This is a genomic window from Nocardia coffeae (genome assembly GCF_019890715.1).
Lineage (GTDB): Bacteria > Actinomycetota > Actinomycetes > Mycobacteriales > Mycobacteriaceae > Nocardia > Nocardia jiangxiensis.
In genome coordinates this window covers 416,897-439,567 of record NZ_JAINZY010000001.1, presented here as the reverse complement: position 1 = coordinate 439,567, position 22,671 = coordinate 416,897, and the positions used below count along the sequence as shown (strand labels likewise).

Annotated in this window: 18 protein-coding genes; 15 read left to right on the top strand and 3 right to left on the bottom strand. The window is 66.4% G+C overall.

Translation table 11 applies throughout. The annotated features are described in order from the left end of the window. The first annotated feature begins 6 nt into the window (after positions 1-6). The 11 genes from K7711_RS01885 to K7711_RS01835 all read left to right on the top strand — a co-directional run bounded on the left by K7711_RS01885 (position 7) and on the right by K7711_RS01835 (position 8,520). A complete protein-coding gene (locus tag K7711_RS01885) occupies positions 7-1,932 on the top strand; it encodes a WXG100 family type VII secretion target (RefSeq protein WP_222964278.1) in 1,926 nt (641 codons plus the stop codon). Then, positions 1,929-2,753, top strand: coding sequence for an ESX secretion-associated protein EspG (locus K7711_RS01880; protein WP_222964276.1), 825 nt, complete (start codon positions 1,929-1,931; stop codon positions 2,751-2,753). Before K7711_RS01885 ends, K7711_RS01880 begins: the two co-directional genes overlap by 4 nt. 68 nt (positions 2,754-2,821) lie before the next feature. Next, positions 2,822-3,265: a hypothetical protein gene (locus tag K7711_RS01875; RefSeq protein ID WP_308014402.1), complete on the top strand. Its 444-nt coding sequence runs from the start codon at positions 2,822-2,824 to the stop codon at positions 3,263-3,265. Positions 3,266-3,323: 58 nt separating this feature from the next. Then, positions 3,324-3,614, top strand: coding sequence for a YbaB/EbfC family nucleoid-associated protein (locus K7711_RS01870; protein WP_235746515.1), 291 nt, complete (start codon positions 3,324-3,326; stop codon positions 3,612-3,614). Between the two features lie 124 nt (positions 3,615-3,738). Beyond that, the gene (locus K7711_RS01865) at positions 3,739-4,044 is read left to right on the top strand and encodes a type VII secretion target (protein WP_222964272.1); all 306 of its coding nucleotides are present in this window, start codon (positions 3,739-3,741) and stop codon (positions 4,042-4,044) included. Positions 4,045-4,049: 5 nt separating this feature from the next. Continuing rightward, complete coding sequence (locus tag K7711_RS01860; RefSeq protein ID WP_222964270.1) at positions 4,050-5,591, top strand: hypothetical protein; 1,542 nt, start codon at positions 4,050-4,052, stop codon at positions 5,589-5,591. A gap of 34 nt (positions 5,592-5,625) precedes the next feature. After that, positions 5,626-5,952, top strand: a complete 327-nt coding sequence (locus K7711_RS01855) for a PE family protein (protein WP_222964268.1) — start codon at positions 5,626-5,628, stop codon at positions 5,950-5,952. Further along, positions 5,953-6,954 (top strand): PPE domain-containing protein, encoded by a 1,002-nt coding sequence (locus K7711_RS01850; protein ID WP_222964266.1) that lies wholly within the window; start codon positions 5,953-5,955, stop codon positions 6,952-6,954. After that, positions 6,954-7,781, top strand: coding sequence for an ESX secretion-associated protein EspG (locus K7711_RS01845; RefSeq protein WP_222964264.1), 828 nt, complete (start codon positions 6,954-6,956; stop codon positions 7,779-7,781). The genes K7711_RS01850 and K7711_RS01845 overlap by 1 nt, the downstream gene beginning before the upstream one ends. 87 nt (positions 7,782-7,868) lie before the next feature. After that, positions 7,869-8,147, top strand: coding sequence for a WXG100 family type VII secretion target (locus K7711_RS01840; protein WP_222964262.1), 279 nt, complete (start codon positions 7,869-7,871; stop codon positions 8,145-8,147). 76 nt (positions 8,148-8,223) lie between these two features. Beyond that, positions 8,224-8,520, top strand: coding sequence for a WXG100 family type VII secretion target (locus K7711_RS01835; RefSeq protein WP_040818580.1), 297 nt, complete (start codon positions 8,224-8,226; stop codon positions 8,518-8,520). Positions 8,521-8,898: 378 nt separating this feature from the next. On the opposite strand, the gene eccE is transcribed toward K7711_RS01835, so the two are convergent. After that, positions 8,899-10,713, bottom strand: a complete 1,815-nt coding sequence (gene eccE, locus K7711_RS01830) for a type VII secretion protein EccE (protein ID WP_222964260.1) — start codon at positions 10,711-10,713, stop codon at positions 8,899-8,901. A 216-nt stretch (positions 10,714-10,929) separates the two neighbouring features. Between eccE and eccB the strand changes: the two genes are divergently transcribed. Next, the gene (gene eccB, locus K7711_RS01825) at positions 10,930-12,474 is read left to right on the top strand and encodes a type VII secretion protein EccB (protein ID WP_222964258.1); all 1,545 of its coding nucleotides are present in this window, start codon (positions 10,930-10,932) and stop codon (positions 12,472-12,474) included. 85 nt (positions 12,475-12,559) lie between these two features. Here eccB and eccA read toward each other — a convergent pair whose 3' ends face one another. After that, positions 12,560-14,383, bottom strand: coding sequence for a type VII secretion AAA-ATPase EccA (gene eccA / locus K7711_RS01820; protein ID WP_222964256.1), 1,824 nt, complete (start codon positions 14,381-14,383; stop codon positions 12,560-12,562). Between the two features lie 216 nt (positions 14,384-14,599). On the opposite strand from eccA, the gene eccD reads away from it, so the two are divergent. Genes eccD through eccCa form a run of 3 tightly spaced genes read left to right on the top strand, consistent with a single transcriptional unit; the run spans position 14,600 to position 21,560 of the window. Next, complete coding sequence (gene eccD, locus K7711_RS01815) at positions 14,600-16,078, top strand: type VII secretion integral membrane protein EccD (RefSeq protein ID WP_222964254.1); 1,479 nt, start codon at positions 14,600-14,602, stop codon at positions 16,076-16,078. A 59-nt stretch (positions 16,079-16,137) separates the two neighbouring features. Continuing rightward, positions 16,138-17,523, top strand: coding sequence for a type VII secretion-associated serine protease mycosin (gene mycP, locus K7711_RS01810; RefSeq protein ID WP_222964253.1), 1,386 nt, complete (start codon positions 16,138-16,140; stop codon positions 17,521-17,523). 5 nt (positions 17,524-17,528) lie between these two features. Continuing rightward, the gene (gene eccCa / locus K7711_RS01805; RefSeq protein WP_222964251.1) at positions 17,529-21,560 is read left to right on the top strand and encodes a type VII secretion protein EccCa; all 4,032 of its coding nucleotides are present in this window, start codon (positions 17,529-17,531) and stop codon (positions 21,558-21,560) included. Positions 21,561-22,085: 525 nt separating this feature from the next. Here the strand turns inward: eccCa and K7711_RS01800 are convergent. Beyond that, positions 22,086-22,592, bottom strand: coding sequence for a DUF4254 domain-containing protein (locus tag K7711_RS01800; RefSeq protein WP_222966546.1), 507 nt, complete (start codon positions 22,590-22,592; stop codon positions 22,086-22,088). Between the last annotated feature and the right edge of the window lie 79 nt (positions 22,593-22,671).

Here is a 22,671-nt window from a genome sequence, read left to right as displayed (position 1 = left end):
TGAGGCATGGCCAACGAACCGTGGAAGGACTTGTTGACCAACGCTCAGAACGGTTCGTACCGGATCGTCAAAGTGGACGCGGGCGTGCTGAAGAAGGCGGTGGGGTCTGTCGGGGTCGCGGCATCGATGCTCGAGACGGCATACAACGGCACCTTGAACAAGTACGACGGTTTCGAGAAAGGAGGGGACACACAACTTTTCGGCACTCCGCCCAATCACTACGACCTCCCCACGAATCTGTCGAAAAAGTTGACCGATACCGCGGCCGACCTGATGACCAATCTCCTGCCCAAGTACAAGGACGCCGTCGACCAGATTGGTGAAGCCCTCGTACGTGCCGGGAATTTGATGACCAATGAGGACCAGGGGGCGGCAGATTCGCTGGACAAGGTGAAGAGCGCCTATACGAGGCTGACGTTCGCTGCGCCGGATCTGTACTCACAGGAACAGTACGTCTACGGAATCGACACCACGAAAGAGAAGCAGGACGTCCCGGTGACGAGCAATAAACCGGCGGCGACCACGATTCCCGACGTCTACGATCCCATAAACCTGACCAACCAGGTGCCGAAGTACGACAGTAAAAATCCTCCGTCGTCGGACTTTGCCAAGCCGCAAGTACAGGCGGGCGCTGGTACGACGACTGTGGACGGTTCTGCTCCGGGACCGCACAGTTTGGACCCTCCATCCGCGGTCAACCTGAAGAAGACGACCGACGGCAAGCCTGCGCAGCTGCTCGACCTGGGCAGCACCTGGATTGCTATCGCCGCCAAGGTGAATGAGTCGTTCCACTATCTGGATCAGCAGATGACCGACATCACCAAGGACAGTTGGAAGGGGGACGGTTCGGACGCTGCAATGCAGGCAGTCACCCGGATCAAGACTGTTGCAGACGATTTGATCGGCCGGATGAATATCATCGGAAACCTGATGGTGGATGCGTCGGGCTGGCTCAAGGTCGTACATGATGCCATGCCGGACAAGGTCGATACCGACACGAGTGCTCAGAGCGAGCAAATGGCCACTGCGAACGCTGCGGTCGCCGGCTTCTACTCGCCCGGGCTCACGCACATGCAGGTGCTGCCGGATCTGCCGCCCCCCACCGGTATCAAGGGCGTCGATGACGGCACACAGCCCCCGGCCAACCCTGCGAATCCGGCTAACCCTGCGAATCCGTCCAAACCTGCGAATCCGTCCAACCCCGCTAACCCTTCGAAGCCGTCGACTCCTTCCCAACCCGGCCCCAGCAGCTCCTACGAGAAGCAGATGGAGCAGCAGCAGAAGCAGCAGGAAGAACAACAGAAGCAGCAAGAGCAACAACAGCAGAAGCAGCAGGAACAGCAACAGAAGCAGCAACAGCAACAGCAACAGGAGCAACAGCAACAGCAGCAAGAGCAACAGCAACAGCAGCAAGAGCAACAGCAACAGCAGCAGGAACAGCAGATCTTCCAGACCCTCCAGCAGGTCCTGCAACAGGGAGTGCAGGCGGCGCAACAGTTCCTGCAGCAGGGCACACAGCAGAGCCAGCTGAAGAACCTCGCCAGCGAGTTCGAAACGCCTGCTTCCTCCGCCCTGGAGGGACTGGAGAAGTCGGCGCTGAATGGCCTGGGCGGCGGTGGTGGTGGCGGTGGCGGGGGCCTCAGCGGCGAGTCGACGCCATTCTCGTCCGTCGGACAGGCATCGGCGAAGTTGTTCCCGCGTGCGTCTCTCACGTCCGCTCTCGGCGAAACCCTCACCGGCGAGGCGAAGTCCGCACTTTCCACCAACAGCAGCGGTATGGGCATGCCTGCGATGAGCCCCATGGGCGCAGCGCAACGCGGCGGCCAGAGCGACAAGGAGCGGAAGCGGGCCGAATTCCTCGACTCCGAGGAATGGCTCGACGATGCACTCGGAAATGCGCCGACCGTCGCCAAACCCGTTGTCGAGAAATGAGTCGCACCTGGACGTTCGCAGGATTCGACTTCTTCGTCCTGTGGCTGGATGCGACCGATGGCCCGGTTCCCTGGCCGCTGGCTTATACGAATCGGACGAAGTCCCAAGACGAGTTCCGTTTCGTGCAGCGGGAAACCAGGGCGAGTCTGGCCGAGGCCCGCGACGCGGAATTCGATCGGATGCTGGCCGCGATCACTCGACCGGATATCGCGGTCATGCTCGAATGCGCCGACTGGCGCGCATGGGAAAAGGCGGACTGGCGCGTGTGGGGGCAGCCGGGCGAGCTTGTCCGGCTGTATGCCGCTCGCAGCGGTGACCGGGGCTACGTCATCTCGCAGCAGACTGGTGAAACCTATTGGGATGCAGACGGATTCACCGTGACCGAATGTGACGCCATCCGGCTGGCCGATGCCGTGGTGGCAGCGATTCCCGAGGCGGATCCCGGACATATCTCTGCGCTGGTCCTCGCCGGTGAGAACATCGGCCCCGGGAATTCTCACGAGGAGCTGGATTATTCGTACGGTCAGTCGTCGGTTCAGGATTCATTCGCCGAATCGGCATCGGATCGTGCGCAGCGTTTTCTCGATGCGCCCACGACCTATACCGGAATCGTGGAGGTCCGCCAGATGCGTTCGATATTCGGTCCGCGTGGCCGGACCAAACATCGCTTGGAATGGCGTGATCTCGAGGACGACGGGCGCTACGTGATCGACGATCAGACTCCGCCCGTCGCGACAGCGGTCGACAACGCGAAGTTGATCGCCATGATCAACACCCGAGTGGCGGCCGTGGTGCATGCGATCAAAGACGAGAGAGCCTGAGCGCATGGGACGTACGCTGGTGGGGCACCTGCCCGGGGCTGTCCGAAACGAGCTGATGGGATTGTGATATGAGCGCCGACGATTCGGGTTTCGAGATGGATTCCGTTGTGGGCGAGGGGATTCTGGGCGAGGAGCCGGTGCGCCTGGAATCGGCCGAGGAGAGTCCGGTCGACGAGCAGGCGCAACCGGAGCTGGTGGAGTGGACCGCGGCCAACCGGACCGGGTCGATTTCGGTGCGGACCACCGAACAGGGTCTGCCGCTGGGGATTTCGGTCGATCCGGCCGAATTGCGGCGGGATCCGCAGGCTTTGGCGGCCGAGGTGTTGCGGCTGTGCAAACAGGCGGCGAACCGTGCGGCGCTGGCGCGGCGGGCGGAGTTCGAGGAGGCCGGGGTCGCGCCAGAGGCGTTGCGCCGGATGGGGCTGCCCAGTCCCGCGGAGGTCGCGCAGAGCGAGCTCGCGGAGGAGGACGAGTACGAGACCGAGCCGGAGAGCTGGCTGCGGTCCGTCTGAGACGGTTCGGCCTGTTCGAGCGACGAAAACCCTTGTGAGGAGCGTCATGTACGAATCGATGGACGAGCTCGAGGCGAGTGTGCGCCGACGGTTGTACCGGCTGCGTGACCTCGGTGACGAGATGGCCGGCGTGCGCGCCCGCGAGACCGCGCCGGACGAATCGATGACCGTCGAGGTCGACGGCAACGGCGCGATCGTGGATCTTCAACTGTCCGAGTCGATTTCGCGGATGACCCCGGAGCAGTTCGAGAGCACTCTGGTGACTACCTCGTATGCCGCTGCGCGCCAAGCCTTTGCCGAACGTGCCGATCTGGTTAATAGCTTCAATGACGAGGTTGCAAGCTGGTGAACTTCTGGCCCATGGCCAGGCCCCCCGAGACTCGAGGGCAGCAATTGCGTAGCGCGATGAGCGCGGGTCCGCTTACCATTGATGGCAAGTAAGGATTTTCGTCACCGGATCGGGGTTTTTTATAATGGAGCCTTTTGTCACAGTCCCGGATGCCATCCGCGGATACGGTGCGTCCTCGGCGGCGATGGCGACCACCATCGCCACGGTCGGCAACGTCGATCAGGCCGCCACGGTCGGTGCGGCGGTGCCGGTGTTCGGGCTGATCGGCCAGGACTTCCTGGCGGCGTTCGCCTATGCGCAGGCCAACCACATCTCGTCGGTCAACGAGCTGGCTTCCGTGCACGCGGGCACTGCGCTGGCCGCCTTCACGGCCGCGGACCACTATCAGCTCACCGACGACGACTCTGCCGCACACATCGGCTCGGTCTGAGTCCGATGAACGCGCCGATCGACCCCAGCATCTCGGATCTGCTGCGGGGTAGCTCACTGGCGCCCATGATGGACCAGCCGGTGAGCCACATCCTGCACAGCATGGGATTGCCGCAGCTGCCTGCCATTCCGCCGATGCCGCCCCTGCCGGGGCTGCCGCCGATGCCGGTGATCGACCTGACGGCGATCGTCCGGCCGCTGACGGACATGGCCTCGAGTTTCGGCACCGGCCAGTTCGGTGGCGCGGGAGTGCATCCCGCGGTGGGCGTCGCACCGGCTCCCGCGCCGACCGCCAGCAATCCGGTGAACAGCCCTGCGGCACAGAACAATTCGGCCGCACCACAGGCGAGCAAGCCGCAGGCCGCCGCGCCGCAGCCCGCGACGCCGGGCGCGCCCGCGGGTAACAACGCAGCCGGTTCACCGACCGCGGCGCAGCCGAATGTCGATCCCACCCAGGTACTCACGGCGATCACCACCGGTCTGCAGACCGCCATGCAGCTCGGCATGTCGGCGCTGCAGGTGGTGATGCAGATGTGGCAGGGCCAGGGCGCGCAGCAGGCGGCCTCGACGGGTACGCAGGCGCAGGCGTCCGGCAGCCAGCTGGCCACCCAGAGCACCGGGCAGAAGGCGATTCTCGGCGCCGGTGCGACCTCGGTCTTCACCGGTGGTGCGCTGATGGCGACCGTGATGGGCAAGTACATGACCACGATGGCGCTCACCGCACCGGCCTTGTCGGTGCCCGGCGGCGCGGCATTCATGGTCGCCGAGACCGCCGAGGCCATCGCCGAGGCGCTCGCGGTCATCACCAAGACGCGCGTGGAGCTGACGATCCACTCGGCCAACATGACCGAGGCCGGTCAGAAGGTCGAGGTCAGTTCCACGCCGACCGGCGTCAACGCCGCGTCCCAGGCGTCGACCGCCGCGGATACCGCGGCAGCCTCGTCCAGTTCGTCCACCAGCGAGCTGCAGCAGCTCATGCAGATGATCTCGCCGGTGGGCCAATTGCTCACCACCGGAGTGCAATCGGCGACACAGCTGGGGGAGGCGGCGAAGACGCTCATCCCCGGTGTGTCCGCAACGCCCACGGCCGCTTCGGTTTCGGCGGACAAGACCGCGCTGGGTGCGTACAAGGGCTCGGATTCGAAGAGTTCCGCCGCCGGCGGTGGTGCCGCGGGCGGGGCCGGCGGTGTCGCCGCAGTTCCCGCGACGCCGCTCACCCCGTATATCGGCACCCAGCTGGCCGGTGGATCCACTTTCGGCCCCGGCGGTGCCGCGGCTGCCGAGGCGCTGGCGGCCGAGCCGGTGGCGACCTCGACGCCGATGTCTGCCAGCAGCCCGATGGTGCCGATGGCCGGTGCGGGCGCCGCCGCGGCGGCTGCCCGGGGTATCGGCGGCGCGGGCGATGCCGATGGCGGCGTGAACAGCAATCTGGTGACCGGGGTTAACGGCGATGAAGTCGTCGGCGATCTCAATGGTGCGACGCTGCCAGTGGTCGGGGCCTACGTGCGGGCCGTGGAAGCGCCACCCGACAAAGAATTGACGTTGTGATGGTGCAGCGGAAACCAATTGTGGAGGGATCGTCATGACAGACAACAACTTCGACGGGCTCTATTTCAGCCCGGCCGCCGCGACCGACGCCGCGGGCCGCCTGGACGCACTGGCCCAGCGCCTGCAGCAGGAGCTGCAGACCAGCAAGCCCGCACTGACCGTACCGGCGGCCGGGGCCGACGAGGTCTCCGTGCGCGCGGCGCACACGATGAACGACGTCGGAGGCTCGTTCTCCACCAGTGCCGATGCCGGTGTACTCGAACTGCAGAAGATGGCTGCCTCGCTGCGGGCTCAGGTCACGCATTTCGGCCGGGTCGAGAGCGAGAACAGCACCGGGATCGAGCAGGCGCGGTCGGTCTAGATGATCGAGCCACCGCAGCCCGGTTTCACCGGGGTCGTCTGGGAGGCGCGCGAACCCGACCAGCTCGCACGCGATCTCGATACCGGCCCCGGTCCGCTTCCGATGGCCGAGGCCGGTGCCACCTGGTCCCGTCTGGCGATCACCTTCGGGGCTGCGGCGGCCGAGTACGAGGCGATCATCGTCAGCCTGCGCGGTGCGTGGCAGTCGGCGACCAGTGCCGGTGTGCACGACCGTGTTTCGGCGTTGCGTGATTGGCTGGCCGGCGCCGCACAGGCGGCGGCCGCCAATGCCGCGAAGGCCGAGGAACATGCCGCGGCCAATGAGCTCGCCCGCCTGACGATGCCGAATATGGCTGATATCAAGGCGATTCTGGAAGCACAGCAGATGTTGCAGCAGATCGGCATCTCGCTGGGCGCGCCGATCCAGGCGATCGCTGCGGTCACCGATACGAATTCGGATATGGCCAAGGCCACCGCATCTCGGGTGATGCGCATCTACGAGGCGGCCACCGAACCGCTGGCCACCCCGTGGGTGCAGGATCATCCGCCGGTGTTGAGCGCCGGGACGGCGCTGGCTGCCGAGCAGGCCAGTGCCCAGGTGCCGAAACTGCCCGAGCCCGAGGGCGTTCCGGTGTTGCCGCCGAGCTTCGATCCCGCGGCGTTCGCCATCGCACCGCCCGTCAAGACCGCCTATCGCGCACCGTCTTTCGTGGAATCGGCCACTGCGGCCGAGGAGGCCGCGGAGGTCGTTCCGGCATCGGCGACCACCGCCGCGAGCCAGATTCCCGCCGGCGGTGTCCCGGGCGCGGTCGCCCCGGCCGCGGCGGCGGGGTCGGCGTTGCAGAACGACGAGCATCGCGCCGGAATCGCCGTCGAGGGTGCGGACGCTGTCGGCCTCGACAACGGAATCGTCAGCGCCCCGGCAGTTCTCGGCGGTTCTTCGGCCGCGCCGCAGCAGGCGGCGAAGCCGGTGCCCGATACCGCCCAGCCCGGGGCGGCCTGATGACGACGCTCACCAACGACGGCCTGTTCGCGGTGGCCGAACGGCTCGGCGTGCAGACGCTGCCGTTGGTGCTCGCCGTTGCGCCGCACCATGATTCGTACGCCGACTGGCAGGCCGCCCAGCAGGAGGCGGTCGCCGGTCTGACCGACGCCGGGGTGTTCGACTCCTACGGCGAGGTGAGTTCGGATCTGGCGCAGGCGTTCTTCGTGCTCGCACAACCCGAGCGCGAACTGGTCGCGCGGATCTATCGCGTCCCGCCGAATCACGCCGGCGACGCGTCCGCAGCCCCGGCCGACGTGGTGCGAGTGTGCTTGGCGCGCAGGGGAGAAGACCACGCGATCGCAGTGCGCACTGGCGACGATTTCGAGCTGCAGACCTTCTGGTCCGACGGTTCGGGCGATTCGCTGGCGCGTCCGCTGTTCGGTGCGCTCGGTGCGTGCGCACCGGCGCAGATTCCCGATTTCAATGTGCCATCGGAGGATCTGAGCGAGCGGCTCAGCGAGGCGAGCACCGCCATCGAGTACTCCGATGCCTGTTACGCGCTCGGGGTGCCCGATCGGGAGGCGACCATTCTCGGTCTGGCCTTCGAATCATGTTATGCCTACGCCGAAATCGTGGCTTACACTCACGAGGACGGCATAGCCACCCGGACGCCGGGTGCCGTCGCGGTGTACGACACCGGCCGCGGCCGGATTATCGCCATTCCGGCACTGGCGCCCGATCAACAGTCTTGGTCGACGGTCACACCGGGGACGGATCACCGAATCGCTCAGGCGATTTCGGCGCTGATCCAGTTGCTGCCCGGGGAAAGGTGGCTGCGGCTATAAGTTCTGAAATATGTCCGGAAGTCTTCTATTCTGAAGAAGTTCGGACGATCTCCGAGTAGCAGTAAACCGTGATGAAAGGTTGGGAAAATGGCAGGCGCAGTTGGTCTTGATAAGGCCGCCATCGAGAAGGTGGCCGGCGACATGGACACCTCGATCACTAACATCCGTAGCCACATCCAGAAGATCGAAGATGCCGCGGATGCGGCCAAGGCCGGCTGGCACGGCGATGCGAACGCCTCGTTCGTGAAGGCCGCCAACTCGTGGCACGAGGAGGCCGAGACTCTCAAGGCCAACCTCGCCGCGCTGCACCAGGCCGTCATCGACGGCAAGAACAAGCTGCTGTCGATGGACCAGGGCAACGCCTGATCGTCCGTCGCGGCCACAGGCCGGCGCAGCGGCAATTCTGCCGCACTCCATCACTTCCCGATGAGGAGATACATCCATGAGCGATATCCTTTACGACCCCGCCACGATGAACACGCTGTACGACGACCTGAACCACTCGGGTTCGCAGCTCAAGGCAGAGGGTCAGAACCTCGAGCAGAACGCGACCGCGTTCCACAACGCCCTGCAGGGTGACAACGCGTCGTCCAGCTTCGACTCGGTGCACAAGAAGTGGTCGGACGAGTTCAGCCAGCACCTGGGCGTGCTCGACCAGCTGTCCAACTCGGTGGAGGAGGCGCTGCACCGCGCGCTGTCCGCCGACTCCGCCGTCGGTCAGGGCTTCGAGGTCTTCTGATTCACGGTTTGCGCTACACGAACGGCCGCTCGGAGTAGATCCTCCGGGCGGCCGTCGGCGTTTCGTCGATCCCACCGGGCCGCGCGATATCCTCGCGCGGCCTGTTCTGTTGTCCGGCAGCATAATTGCGTGGCCCCGCCGTATCGGTTCGCGGTAATGCCGGGCGCGCCGGTTCGCGATTCCGTGTGCATTTCGTGATGCGCGAACGCCGATATTCTCTCGAGTACTGAAATATCGGGTGGGAGGCACGGTTTCCCGGTGATGTCACAATCCTGAACGGCCGCTGACTTTTTCGTTCACATATGTGGCGAAGTGTTCACATACGTGGCAGATTCGGAAAACGTCGGCACTTCGATATTTCCGCCGCGTCAACGGAATTCAGCGCGTGGCGAGCGATTCCCCGATGTATTGCATCTCGTCGGGTGTGGTGACCATGTGCACCGTCGCCGAATCTGTCGCCGTGCGGACGGTGATCATATTCGGCGCCGCGGGATCCTGCAGCAGGGTGACATCGACGTCGAACGGACTCTCCGGACCGTCCTGCTCGCGCACGTGCAGGATGGTGGCCCCGCCGGGCAGCGCCGTCGGGGTGATCCCGTCGAAGACCACGACAGTCGTTGTGGGATAAGAACTTCCGGGCTGCATCGTGGGTGCGGGCGGATGATGGCTGGCGCCCGCCGAACGCGGCGCGAGGGACAGTGAATGCGGTGCGGCCACACTCGCGACCATGGCGTTCCAGGCATCCGGACGCACGGTGTGCACGACCGTGTGCGCGCCCAGCGCGATCGCCCGCAGCACCACCTGCTGGGCCAGATCGAGCTTGCCGATGACCTCCAGATGCCGTGTGCCCTCACCGATCAGCGGCACCGCGATGCCCTGCCCGGTCAGATCCGCGCCGATCAGCTGTCCGCATCCCGCGGTGGGCACCGCAAGCCCGTCCAGCGCGTCCAGAGGACCGCGATAATCCTCCGGGGCCTCTCCCGGCGCCACCGCGATGGGCAGGCTGTCCAGGAAGGCGCGCAGCTGCTGTCCGGGCAGCCGCCGCAGGCCCGGCACCGGCGGGTCGGCCGGATTGCTGAGGGTGTCGAACCGGACCAGCGCGTGCAGTGCGATGCCCGGCCGGATCTCGTCCTGCCCGGAGCGCACGGCCTGCGGGCGCAGCCGCACGGTGATGGTCGTGGAAAGGCTCTGTGCGGCCCACAGATCCGCGAAACCGGGGGAGGCGATCAGATCCCGCCCGATCGCGTAACTGGTCAGGTGCAGACCCTCGTACTCCAGCGTGTTCGGCGATTCGGTGAACTGGTCCGGGGTGATGCCGTGCGTGAGTTGCCTTACCGCACTGTTGATCTCACCGGCGGTCAGCACCGAGACGGTGATGTCCCGCGCGGCGAGCCGGTTGGCGACCCGGCGGGTGGCGATGATCGCCGCGCGCAAGGCACCGGCCCCGCCGCCACCGCGATTGTCCACCGCCTGCGCATTGGCCAGCGGATCGAACCGCAGCACCAGCCACACCGTGCGCCGCGCGATCGCGGGCAGCGGGCCCAGGATGCGGTCGTAGAGCCACGCGACCGCGCCGTTGCCCGCGGTGCGCGCACCGGTGCTGATGACGTCGATCGAGTCCAGCGTGATGTCGAATTGCCCCAGGCAGCCGGCGATCTCGCTGAGCGGCAGTTCCTGCACCGAGCCGAGCGAGCCCGGGCGCAGCCAGGTCATCGAGTCCGGCGGCGGTTCGATCCGCAGCATGCTGATCAGCCGATCCGCGTCCCAGCGCACGCCGTAGCTGCCGCCCTCGGGCAGCGGAACGTCGAACGCCTCCGGCGGCTCGGCGCTGGGATCGTGCCGCCACCGGTTCCAGCGAAAGGAGATGGCGCCGCCGATGATTCCGGCGAGTGTGCGCGGCAGCCGACGGCGCAGCGGCACCAGTCCGATCAGCGCCACGACGACGCCGACCGGGATGATCACGTACAGCCGCTGATGGAATGCGGTGGCGATCCAGCCCGCGATCGCGGCCAGCAGCAGCACCGGAACCACCTGGCGCAGTGGGAAATCCCGGAAGAGCCAGAAGTCCTGATCATGCAGCGCGACCGGTGGGCGGCCGGTGCGCCCCACGCCGCCGTTCTGCGACGACGGCCCGTCCGGCGATCCGGATTCCTGTTCCTCGGGGCCGGTGTACACGACCGCTTCTTCGACCATCGTTTCCCATATCTGTTCACGAGCCGCAATGCAGGCCGGCCGGTACGGCCGGAAGCACGGTACGAATGGCCGGTTTCGCGGATTACGTTACCTGTTCCGGCTGCGAGTGGCGTCCCGCCCGCGCAACCGCTTAGTCTTTTCCATGCGGGGAGTCTCCACCGATGGGCGGCCACACCCGCGCGTTCGACCGATGCCCTACCGTTCGAGGGAGATCCAGTGCCGGCACAGCTGACAACTCGGGCACAGGTCAATGGCTACCGCTTCCTGTTGCGCCGCCTCGACCACGCGATGGTCCGGCGCGATGTGCGGATGTTGCACGATCCGATGCGCTCGCAATCCCGTTCGCTGATCATCGGCGCCATCCTCGGCGTGATCGCCGTGGCCGGTTGCGTGATCCTGGCGCTGCTGCATCCGCAGGGGTCGGTCGGCAAGGCGTCGATCATCGTCGGCAAGGACAGCGCCGCGTTGTTCGTACTGGTCAAGGATCAGTCCGGCAATCAGACCCTGCATCCCGCGATGAACCTGGCCTCGGCCCGGTTGATCAGCGGCACCGCCGAAACACCCACCTCGGTCAAGGATTCCAAGCTGTCGTCCTATCCGCGCGGTCCGCTGCTGGGCATTCCGGGTGCGCCGAACGCGCTGCCGGCGACCTCGCAGGGTGACCATTCGGACTGGTCGATGTGCGAGTCGGTGGCGCTCTCGGCGAGCGGTAGCGCGACGAGTTCCTCGGCGGTCACCACGACCGTCGTGGCCGGACCGCCGCAGCTGGGCTCCCGGGCGCAGACCGCGGGCCCGGACGAGGCGGTGCTGGTGCGCCACGACGACAAGACCTATCTGCTCTACGACGGCAAGCGCGCGGAGATCGATCCCAGCAACACCGTCGTCGCCCGCACCCTGAACCTGGGCGCGCATCCGGCGCGGCCGACCGGCACCGGCCTGCTCGACGTCGCGGTCCCGATGCCGGCGCTGGCTCCGCCGACGATCCCGCAGGCCGGTCATCCAGGGCCGGGTAAACTGTCGAACGTGCCTGTGGGCGGCGTGATCTCGGTCGCGCCGCTGGATGGCGGCGGCGCCTCGGATCTGTACGTGGTGCTGGAGAACGGCGTGCAGCACATCGGACCGTTCGTCGCGCAGCTGATCCGCAATGCCGACTCACACGGCATGAGCGAGATCAAGACGGTGCCGCCGGACGTGCTCGACGGTGTCCCGGTGGTGACCACTCTGCAGCTGGACCAGTTCCCGACACAGGTGCCGAAAATCGTTTCCGCCGAGGACGATCCGGTGACCTGCGTGCACTGGAACAAGAGTTCGGGCATGGCTACCGAACAGGTCGAATCGAGTAATCCGGCGGACAAGGCGATAGTGTCGCTGGTCCTGGGAACCCAACTGCCGCTGGCCGATTCGGAGCATCCGGTCAAGCTGGCCACCTCCTCGGGCGCCGGCGACCACGTCGACGAGGTGTTCGTCAAGCCGATGACCGGTGAGTTCGTCCAGACCACCGGGATGGATGCGGGCAGCCTGCGCCGCGACAGCCTGTTCTACATCACCGACGACGGAGTCCGGTACGGCATACCGGATCTGGCCACCGCGCAGATGCTGGGCCTGGGCAAGACGCCGCATCTGGCGCCGTGGGCGATCGTGGGCCAACTGGTCCCGGGCCCGACGCTCTCGCGGACATCGGCGTTGCAGAGTTACGACAGCGTGCCCAGCAGCGCCTCGAGCTCGGACGACTCGTCGAACACCACCACAGCGTCGAACTGAGCGGTCCCCGAAACACCTGCGGCTCTGCTGCTTTCGATTCCTCTCGAAAGCAGCAGAGCCGCAGTGACACTCAGCTCGGGAACACTCAGCCCAGGCCGAGCGAGGCGAGAATGGTCCCGAGCGCGGCCTGCATGTCCGACCCCTCGATACGCATCAGCACCGCCTCGTCCAGGTCGGCCAGATCCAGCGAATCATCGTTGGCGAGGCGGAATTCGCGCTCCTCCTCGGCCGATTCGATGACGTTACGGATGAAACGACCGTTACCGGCGATGTCGACCCCGCGACGCGGCTGGCCGCTCTGATCGGTGCTCTCCATCTCGTACAGCCGCTGGCAGGCCGCGACCAGTTGGGCCGTGGCCCCGTCGGTCAGTTCCGAGTCGCGCGACTTGGCGATCACCTGGCCGATTCGGCCCAGTTCCTCGGCGGTATAGGACGGGAACTGCAGGCGCTTGGAGAAACGGGAGGCCAGACCGTCGTTGGCGGCCAGCAGACGGCTGATCTCGCCGTCGTATCCGGCGATGATCACCACGAGCCGGTCGCGGTCGTTCTCCATGCGGGCCAGCAGGGTGTCCACGGCTTCACGACCGAAGGCGTCACCGCCGGACAGGCCGGTCTGGATCAGGGTGTACGCCTCGTCGATGAAAAGCACACCGTCCATTGCGCTATCGATCAATTTATCGGTTTTTATCGCGGTGCTACCCAAATGTTCACCGACGAGATCCATTCGCTTCGCTTCGACGACCTTGTCGGTTTTCAGAATTCCGAGGCCGCAATAGATCTTGGCGACGACGCGAGCGATCGTGGTTTTACCGGTACCGGGCGGGCCGGTGAACGCCAGGTGATTGCCACGCGATTTGGCCGACAGGCCCTTCTCCGCACGGATCTTGGCCAGCTGCGCACTCGACTGCAGCCGGGCGACCTGGGTTTTCACCGAGACCAGACCGATCTGGTGATCGAGTTCCTTGCGCGCCTCGTCCAGGATCTTCTTGGCGCGATCCTGGAAATCGGCCTCCTGCTGCTCCTGCATCGAGGGGGCCGATTCGGGGTCCCAGCGATCGGTGCGGGCGGCGATGGTCTCCTTGGAGGTGATGGTGATCCGGTAGGTGCGATCGCGCATCGCCTCGGTGTTCGCGGCGAAATCGGGCGCCTGCGAGTACACCTTCTCGAAGAGTTTCTGTGCTTCCTCCTCGGCCCCGTTCTCGCGCAGGCACAGGCCGCGGCAGAACATGGCCGTGGTGCGCGCGGCCGGAATCGGGCCGTGCTCGGCCATTTCCATGCGGCGAATGGCCTCGCCGAACAGGCCCAGCTGAGCACAGGCCGAACCGACCATGACGTGCGCGCCCGCCGCCATGAACGGATCGTCCCACTCGGCCGAACCGGCCAGGACGGTCATCACATCGGGCCAGCGCTGGGTGTTGTAGTGCAGCACGCCGCGTACGTAGGCGGAGATCCGGTTGTCCGGCTCGGTTTCGGGGGCAGGGGCCTGGCCGCGACGGAATTCGGCGAGTTCGTCGAGCACCTGCTCGGCCTCGTCGTACTTCTTGGCGGTGATCAGCTGTGCGGCCTGGGCGACCCAGATCTCGGCGTAGTTCGACAGCGGGTAGTCGATGTACAGGCCGGTGACGAAGCGTCCGGCCAACTCTCGTGGTCGTAGCCCCAATCGGCGTTGCTCGCGGTAGAGCGTCGAGCCACTGGTCTTCTGCAGTTGGTTGAGCACCTCGGGAGTCATCTCACCGGCGACGGCCAGTCCGAGCCAGGCATCGCACATCGTGGGATCCCACTCGGTCGCACGCTGGAACGCCAACTTGGCGTACTCCAGATCGCGCGTGGCCTCTTGTCCGTCGATGGTCAGACCCAGCGACAGAACGCCGGCGTCGAAAGCGCGTTGAGCTTGGCGGTTGCTGGTCATAACACTCGAACCCCGAATTTTCTTTTGTGAAGGCCCATTCCGTATCTCTCCTGACCAGCCTACCGATCGCGCACTACTCACCTGTCCGATACATTAGGGTTCGCTGCATAGAGGTCGCAACGCGAAGGCAATTGACGGGGTGAAAGTGGTTCGGCCAGCTGACAGATCGTCTTGTGAAACACCGTTGGTTACCGTAGGTCCGGGATCGGCGGCCTCATGACGACACCATCGCCGGGCGGGCGGACCGCCGCGGAACCCGAGCTCTGCCGAGTTTCGGTAATCGGAGGAAACACGCAGCTGGATGTGGGTTTGCCCACGGCGATCCCGGTGGCTTCGTTCATCGGTGATCTGGTCTCGCTGATCGAATCTCGCAACCCGGACGTCGGGGATGCGGAGGACGACACCGGCCCGCTGCAGACCCAGCACTGGACGTTGGCGCGGCTCGGGCGCGACCCGATCCCGCCGAGCCGCACCCTGGTCGAGGCCGAGGTGCACGACGGCGATCTGCTCGTCCTGCGCGCGGTGGGCGCCAAGGAGACTCCGGCGCTGTTCGACGACGTCATCGATGCGGTATCGCGTTTGACCGCGGACACTTTCCGCGGCTGGTCGGCGCAGTCGGCCCGCTGGACGGGCCTGGTGGCCGCCGTGTTGTCCACCGTCGTGGCGATGTTGCTGTTGGCCGCTGGGCGATCGCACGTCAACGGTCTGGCCGCCGGATTCATCGCGGCCGGTGTCGGGGTGGCGGCGATGGTGGCCGCCGCGATCGCGGTGCGCCGCTACAGCGATACGCTCGCGGGCACCTGGCTGTCGCTGGCGTCGCTGGTGTTGTTGTTCTCCAGCGGTGTGTTCTTCGTACCGGGCGGTCTGGGCAGTCCTCATCTGCTGCTGGGCTTTTCGGTCGCTCTGGTGGCCGCGGCGGTGGGCTATCGCGCGACGGGCATCGGCGCGACGCTGTTCCCCATGGCGATCACCGTCGCGCTGTTCGGCGGGATCGCTTCGGCCGTAAGGATGTTCGGCGATGTGGCACTGCCCGGCATCGGCGCGGGCATGCTGGTGGGCGCGCTGATCGTGATCTCCACGGTGCCTCGGCTGTCCGCGGTGCTGGCCCGGTTGCCCGTGCCGCACGTACCCACGGCCGGTGCGGCGATCGATCCGGCCGACCACGAACCGCGCCCGACCATCGAAGGCATCGGCGCGATCGGCGCCACGGCCCTGCCCTCCGCGATCGGACTGGGCCGACGTGCCAAGGCGGCCAACGCGTATCAGACCGGCATCATGGCGGGCTGCACGCTGGCGGCGGTCGTCGGCACGATCGCCGCGGCCGATCCGGTCGGCGGCAATGCCCGCTGGCCAGGCATCGCGCTGGCGGTGATCACCTCGATCATCCTGGCCCTGCGCGGCCGCTCCTTCGCCGATCTGACCCAGGCCGGCACGCTGATCGCGGGCGGCGGGGTGATCTTCGTCGGGACGGCAGCCGGTGTGGCGCTGGGTGATTCACGCGCAGTGCTGATCTCGACGGGGATTCTGCTGCTGTTCGCCGCGGCGGTGGTCGTCTTCGGTGTGATCGGCCCGCACATCGAGATCACCCCGGTCATGCGCCGGATGAACGAGTTGTTCGAATATCTGCTGATCGTGCTGGTGATCCCGCTGGTGCTGTGGATCATGGGCGTGTACTCGATGGCCCGCGACATATGACCGGTGTGGGCCCCGCCGGCGGGGAAGGACACGGCGGCCGGGGTCGTTCGGTTCTTCGGATGTTGTGCGCGGCAACAGTTCTCGGTGCCGCGGTATTCGCCGTGCCGGGACCCGCGAACGCGGTCCAACCGCCGACGGTCAACCCCGGGGCGCTGGGCGCGGCCCAGGCGCTGAGCGGGCATCCCGCACCGCTCGAGCCGACCGAGCAGCGCGAGGTCTGCGCCACCCCGATGCTCAGCGGCACCGCGCCCGCGGACGCGCCGATCGCGCAGCGGGTGCTGAATCTGCCTGGGGCATGGCAGTTCTCCGAGGGCGCCGGGCAGAAGGTCGCGGTGGTCGACACCGGCGTGAACCGGCACCCGAGGCTGCCGAATCTGCAAGCCGGCGGCGATTACGTCTCCAACTCCGACGGCACCACCGACTGCGACGGGCACGGCACCATCGTCGCGGGCATCATCGCCGGGCAGCCCAGTGCGAACGACGGATTCTCCGGTGTCGCACCGCAGGCGCAGATTCTGAGCATCCGCCAGCTGAGTCTCGCGTTCGCGGCCAAGAACAACCGCTCCGGCGGGCAGTCACCGGGCGCGATCTCCGATTCCGGCTACGGCAATGTGCTCACCCTGTCCGCGGCGGTGGTGCGCGCGACCGACATGGGCGCCACGGTGATCAACATCTCCGAGGTGGCCTGCACCGGCGCGGGGTACGACACCGCGGACGGATCACTCGGCGCGGCCGTGCAATACGCCTACAACCACAATGTGGTCGTCGTCGCCGCGGCCGGAAACATGCAGTCCGACGGGCCCTGCAAGACGCAGAATTCCGGATCGGGTTGGGATGGAGTGCAGACGATTCCGAGTCCGGCGTGGTTCGATAAATATGTGCTGTCGGTCGGCTCGGTGGATCCCAGCGGCTCCCCGTCGGAACTGACGCTGCGGGGTCCGTGGATCGGCGCCGCGGCGGTCGGCCGCGAAATCGTGTCGCTGGACAGCAAAACCGGTGGCACCGGCCTGGTGAACGCCGTGCAGGGCAATGACGGCATCCGGCCCATCGAGGGCACGAGTTTCGCCGCGCCGTATGTCTCCGGCCTTGCGGCACTGGTGCGTTCGCGTTTCCCGAAGCTCACCGCGGGCCAGGTCATCGACCGGATCGAGCGCACCGCGCACCATCCGGGCGCGACCCGGGACGATTCGGTCGGTTACGGGATGATCGATCCCGTCGCCGCGCTGACCGCCGTGCTGCCGGATCGTCCGGTGTCCGCGGGAGCGGATGTGCCGCGGGCCATTCCGACGCCCTACTCGCCCCCGCCCGCGGACACGCGCCCGCGCAAGTACGCCACGATCGGCTCGATCGCCTGTCTGTCCGTACTGGGAATCGGTATCGCACTGGCTATTCCGCTGCGTCGCCGCCCCGGGACCGCCGCCGATACCCTCGACCCCGATCGGTAGGACCCATGATTACCGAAGGTTTCGTCCGCCGTCCCCGCATCGCGCCGCCGCGCGCGCCCGGCGGTGAGGTGACGCTGAGCCCGCCGCCCGAAGTCAGCCGGCCGGTGCCCGGTCCGCTGATCGCCAAGCTGATGCCGGTGGTGATGGTCGTCGCCGTCGTGGGCATGCTCGCGATGATGGTGATGATGGGAAAGTCGCTGCTGAGCAATCCCATGATGATGATGTTCCCGATGATGATGCTCGTGTCGATGGTCGGCATGATGATGGGCCGCGGCGGTGGCGGCGCCAAGTCCGCCGGTGAGCTCAACGAGGAACGCAAGGACTACTTCCGGTATCTCGATCAGATCCGCCGTGATGTGCGTAAAACGGGTGTGCGGCAGCTGGATTCGCTGCGCTGGTCGCATCCCGAACCGGTCGATCTGGAATCGCTCGTCGGCTCCCGCCGGATGTGGGAGCGCCGCCCCAACGATCCCGACTTCGGACATGTGCGCGTCGGGGTGGGCAGTCACCGCCTGGCCACCAAACTGGCTCGTCCGGAGACCGGTCCGCTCGAGGACCTCGAACCGGTCTCGACCGTCGCGCTGCGTCGTTTCGTGCGCACCCACTCGGTCGTGCACCAGCTGCCGACCGCGGTCTCGCTGCGCGCATTCCCCGCGGTCAACATCGAGGGGCCCGACGAAGACTCCCGAATGCTGGTGCGCGCCATGCTGATGGAGTTCACCGCATTCCACGGACCCGATCACGTCGCGGTCGCCATCGTCTGCGCCGATCCCGACGGCGAGGCGTGGGCGTGGGCGAAATGGCTTCCGCACCTGCAACATCCGACCCACCGCGACGGGATGGGCTCGGCCCGGATGATGTACGGCTCGCTCGGTGAGCTGGAGACCGCGCTGTCCGCCGAGCTGATGGAACGCGGCCGCTTCATGCGCAATCCCCAACCGACACAGGGCCGAACGCATCTGATCGTGATCATCGACGACGGATTCGTCAACGGCACCGAGCGGCTGGTCAGCGAGTCCGGTCTGGACTCGGTGACGGTGCTGGACCTGACCGCGCCCGAGAACGGCCTGGCCGTGCGCCGCGGTCTGCAACTGGTCGTCGGCGACGGTGCGGTGAGCGCGCGCAGCGCCGCCGGGGTGGAGCGTTTCGCCACGGTGGACGTGATCAGCCGCGCTCAGGCCGAAACCTTCGCCCGCGCACTGGCGCGGTACCGGATCGCCACCGCCGCGCAGATCGTCAGCCTGGGCGAGGAGACCCGCACCGATCCGGGTCTGATGGCGCTGTTGAAGATTCCCGACGCCGCGCAGATCGAACCGTCCAAGGTGTGGCGCCCGCGCACCCCGCGCGAGCGGCTGCGGGTGCCGATCGGCGTCACCCCCGACGGCACCCCGGTCGAACTCGACATCAAGGAATCCGCCGAGAACGGTATGGGTCCGCACGGATTGTGCATCGGCGCAACCGGTTCGGGTAAATCGGAGTTCCTGCGCACGCTGGTGCTGTCCATGGTGACCTCGCACTCCCCGGACGCGTTGAACCTCATCCTGGTCGACTTCAAGGGTGGTGCGACCTTCCTGGGGCTGGATCCGCTGCCGCACGTGGCGGCGGTCATCACCAACCTCGAAGCCGAACTCTCCATGGTCGACCGTATGAAGGACGCGCTGGCCGGTGAGATGAACCGCCGCCAGGAGCTGCTGCGGTCCTCGGGCAACTTCGCCAACGTCACCGATTACGAGAAGGCCCGTGCCGCCGGAACTCCGCTGGATCCGCTGCCCGCGCTGTTCGTCGTGGTCGACGAGTTCTCCGAACTGCTCTCGCAGAAGCCGGATTTCGCGGATCTGTTCGTGATGATCGGCCGTCTGGGCCGATCGCTGCACGTCCATCTGCTGCTGGCCTCGCAGCGACTCGAGGAGAACAAGCTGCGCGGTCTGGACTCGCACCTGTCCTATCGGATCGGTCTGCGAACGTTCTCCGCCAACGAATCCCGCGCCGTGCTGGGTATCACCGACGCCTACCACCTGCCGAGCGTGCCCGGCGCCGGGTATCTCAAGACCGACGCCGCGGATCCGTTGCGGTTCAACGCGACTTACGTCTCCGGGCCCTACGTCGCGCCGGCGACGACGGGTCCGGTCGTGGTCGGCGGCCGCACGGTCGGCGGTTCGCCCACCGTCTTCACCGCGAGTCATGTGGAGATGCCCGAACTGCCGCCGGAGCCCGAACCCGCGTTCGATCCGCTCGAGCTGCCCGAACCGCCGTCGGCCGACGAAGGCATCCCGGATTCGCTGCTGACCGTGGTGGTCAAGCGGCTGACCGGACACGGTCGTCCCGCGCACGAGGTGTGGTTGCCGCCGTTGGAGGAATCCCCGTCGGTGGACATGCTGCTGCCCGATCCGGATTGGCGTTCGCCCGCGAACCGGCACGGTCAGCTGTGGATGCCGATCGGCATCATCGACAAGCCGTACGAACAGCGCCGCGATGTGCTGACCATCCAATTGTCCGGTGCGCGAGGACATGTCGCGGTGGTCGGCGGTCCGCAGTCGGGTAAGTCGACCGCACTGCGCACCATCATCATGGCCGCGGCCGCGACGCACACTCCCGAACAGGTGCAGTTCTACTGCCTGGATTTCGGTGGCGGCAGTATGGCCGGTCTGGTCGGTCTGCCGCACGTCGGTTCGGTGGCCGGTCGTCTGGACGTTGACCGGGTCCGGCGCACGATCGCGGAGCTGACCTCGCTGATGCGTCAGCGTGAGGAGCGATTCAGCGAACTGGGCATCGAATCCATGGCCGAGTTCCGGCGGCGCAAGTTCTCGGTCCTCGGCACCGACGGCACCATGCCGGCGGACCATCCGCTCGCGGCCGACCGGTTCGGTGACGTATTCCTGGTGATCGACGGGTGGGCGACCATCCGCGAGGAATTCGAGGCGCTCGAGCCGCAGATCAATGCCATTGCCGGACAAGGGCTCTCGCTCGGCATTCACCTGATGGTCGGTGCGTCCCGCTGGGCCGAGATCCGCGCGGTGGTCAAGGACCAGATCGGTACCCGCTTGGAACTGCGCCTGGGTGATCCGACCGATTCGGAGATGAATCGCCGTTCGGCGGCGCTGGTTCCGGTCGGCCGCCCCGGTCGCGGTCTGACGCCCGAGGAACTGCACATGCTGATCGCGTTGCCGCGCTTGGACTCCCAGACCGAGCCCGGCAATCTGTCCGAGGGCGTCGCGGCCTCACGCGAGGGCCTGGCGCAGCTGTGGGGCCCCCGCAAGGCGCCCGAGGTGCGCATGCTGCCCATGCAGTTCTCCCGCGAGGAGTTGCTGGCCGTGGCCGCGGCGCGCGGTATCGAGCAGAGCCCGACCCGCATCGTGGTCGGCCTCGGCGAGAACGAATTGGAGCCGCTGGTCCTGGATTTCGGCTCCGATCCGCACCTGATGGCCTTCGCCGACGTGGAGTGCGGCAAGACCACACTGCTGCGCAACATCGCGATGGGCATCATCGAGAGTGCGACACCCGAACAGGCCCGCATCATCATGATCGACTACCGCCGCACCATGCTCGGTGTCGTCGAGGGCGATCAGCTGGCCGGATACTCGACCTCGTCGCAGACCTGCAGCTCGATGATCAGCGATATCGTCAAATTCCTGTCCGAACGCATCCCCGGCTCCGACATCACCCCGAAGGAGCTGCGCGAACGCAGTTGGTGGAGCGGCCCGGAGATCTACATCCTGGTAGACGACTACGACATGGTGGTGCAGGGCGCGGGCAACCCGCTCAGCCCACTCATGGAATACCTGCCGCAAGCCCGCGACATCGGCATGCACCTGATCGTCACCCGCCGCACCGGCGGCGTGTCCCGCGCGCTGTTCGACCCGATCCTCGGCGGTATGAAGAACATGTCCGTCGACGCGCTGATCATGAGCGGCCCCCGCGACGAGGGCAAGATCATCGGCGACGTCCGCCCCTCCAAACTCCCACCCGGCCGAGGCATCCTGGTCTCCCGCAGCCACGGCCAGGAAATGGTCCAAATAGCCAACCTCCCGCCGCTGTAAGCTGTATTTTTGGCCTCCGCTTCGCTGCGGCGGGTTTTCGGCGCTGTAAGGCTCGTCGTTCAGCCCTCGAGACTCGGCCTTCGGCCATGCGCTTCGAGGGCTGAACGACGAGCCCGCGCCGAAAACCTTGGCGTTGGCCTTGTTGAGCCTTTCGCTTCGCGGGCGGCTTCCGGCGTACGGAGACGATTCGCCGCTGGGTGCGTTGGTGGTTGCGTTGTGGTGCGGTGAGTTGCGTCGACGTGTCCGCCCGAACGACGGCACCTGAACACCGAACCTCACCGCGGAAACCTGCCGAAGCGAAGCGAGGCAAAAACGACCTCCCCGGTGCGAAGCGTCTTTGTACGCCGGAACCGTCAGGCAAGGAACGTCAACACTAATGGTTTTCGGCGCGGGCTCGTCGTTGCGCGGTCGAAGCGCATGGCCGAAGGCCGAGTCTCGACCGCGCAACGACGAGCCTTACAGCGCCGAAAACCCGCCGCAGCGAAGCGGAGGCCAAAAATACAGCAGCGAAGCGGAGGCCAAAAATTAGAGCCAGGCGGGGAGGCGGCGGCGGCCGGCTAGGACGTCGGCGATGAGGTCGTCGTAGGCGTCGGCGAGTTCGGCTAGGTGGTGCCAGGCGATATGCAGGATTTCGTCGTTGGCGTCGAGGGTCATCAGGGCGTGGTGGGCGCGGACGGATGCTTCGGCGATGCGGTCGATGACCGAGCCGACGGTTTCGGTGTGCAGGGTCGCGCCGAGACGATGCTGGGGGATGGACCGGGAGATCCAGTCGTCGATCGCCATCACCAGTTCGTTTCGGCGACGGTCGATTTCGATGAGGGTGGCCGGATCGTGCGTCGGTTCGGATCCGCCGCGCCCGATCAGCCGACGCTCGTGCAGCACCGCGAGATCGCGGGTGAACCACAGCATGGGCCCACCGATCACGCGATAGCCGCGACATGCGCGTAGGAGTAGATCAGAGCTCGGCAGAATGCCGTTCACGAAGGTCTGGACCGCAGTCACACTCTGCGGCGTGCTGGGCACTGCTGCCATCACCACCGTATGAGATGTCTCCGAACCCGCCACGTTGCCTCGCCGTCATCGCCGTACAACACCCGTTCAGGACGTTCAT

What these genes read in the sequence shown, in the direction of transcription:
- K7711_RS01870 (WP_235746515.1), top strand. Translation starts at nt 3,324, where the DNA reads ATGGACGAGCTCGAGGCGAGTGTGCGCCGACGGTTGTACCGGCTGCGT.
- K7711_RS01880 (WP_222964276.1), top strand. Translation starts at nt 1,929, where the DNA reads ATGAGTCGCACCTGGACGTTCGCAGGATTCGACTTCTTCGTCCTGTGG.
- K7711_RS01835 (WP_040818580.1), top strand. Translation starts at nt 8,224, where the DNA reads ATGAGCGATATCCTTTACGACCCCGCCACGATGAACACGCTGTACGAC.
- eccA (WP_222964256.1), bottom strand. Translation starts at nt 14,383, where the DNA reads ATGACCAGCAACCGCCAAGCTCAACGCGCTTTCGACGCCGGCGTTCTG.
- K7711_RS01885 (WP_222964278.1), top strand. Translation starts at nt 7, where the DNA reads ATGGCCAACGAACCGTGGAAGGACTTGTTGACCAACGCTCAGAACGGT.
- eccE (WP_222964260.1), bottom strand. Translation starts at nt 10,713, where the DNA reads ATGGTCGAAGAAGCGGTCGTGTACACCGGCCCCGAGGAACAGGAATCC.
- K7711_RS01840 (WP_222964262.1), top strand. Translation starts at nt 7,869, where the DNA reads ATGGCAGGCGCAGTTGGTCTTGATAAGGCCGCCATCGAGAAGGTGGCC.
- eccD (WP_222964254.1), top strand. Translation starts at nt 14,600, where the DNA reads ATGACGACACCATCGCCGGGCGGGCGGACCGCCGCGGAACCCGAGCTC.
- K7711_RS01850 (WP_222964266.1), top strand. Translation starts at nt 5,953, where the DNA reads ATGATCGAGCCACCGCAGCCCGGTTTCACCGGGGTCGTCTGGGAGGCG.
- K7711_RS01865 (WP_222964272.1), top strand. Translation starts at nt 3,739, where the DNA reads ATGGAGCCTTTTGTCACAGTCCCGGATGCCATCCGCGGATACGGTGCG.
- mycP (WP_222964253.1), top strand. Translation starts at nt 16,138, where the DNA reads ATGTTGTGCGCGGCAACAGTTCTCGGTGCCGCGGTATTCGCCGTGCCG.
- K7711_RS01875 (WP_308014402.1), top strand. Translation starts at nt 2,822, where the DNA reads ATGAGCGCCGACGATTCGGGTTTCGAGATGGATTCCGTTGTGGGCGAG.
- K7711_RS01855 (WP_222964268.1), top strand. Translation starts at nt 5,626, where the DNA reads ATGACAGACAACAACTTCGACGGGCTCTATTTCAGCCCGGCCGCCGCG.
- K7711_RS01860 (WP_222964270.1), top strand. Translation starts at nt 4,050, where the DNA reads ATGAACGCGCCGATCGACCCCAGCATCTCGGATCTGCTGCGGGGTAGC.
- K7711_RS01845 (WP_222964264.1), top strand. Translation starts at nt 6,954, where the DNA reads ATGACGACGCTCACCAACGACGGCCTGTTCGCGGTGGCCGAACGGCTC.
- K7711_RS01800 (WP_222966546.1), bottom strand. Translation starts at nt 22,592, where the DNA reads ATGGCAGCAGTGCCCAGCACGCCGCAGAGTGTGACTGCGGTCCAGACC.
- eccCa (WP_222964251.1), top strand. Translation starts at nt 17,529, where the DNA reads ATGATTACCGAAGGTTTCGTCCGCCGTCCCCGCATCGCGCCGCCGCGC.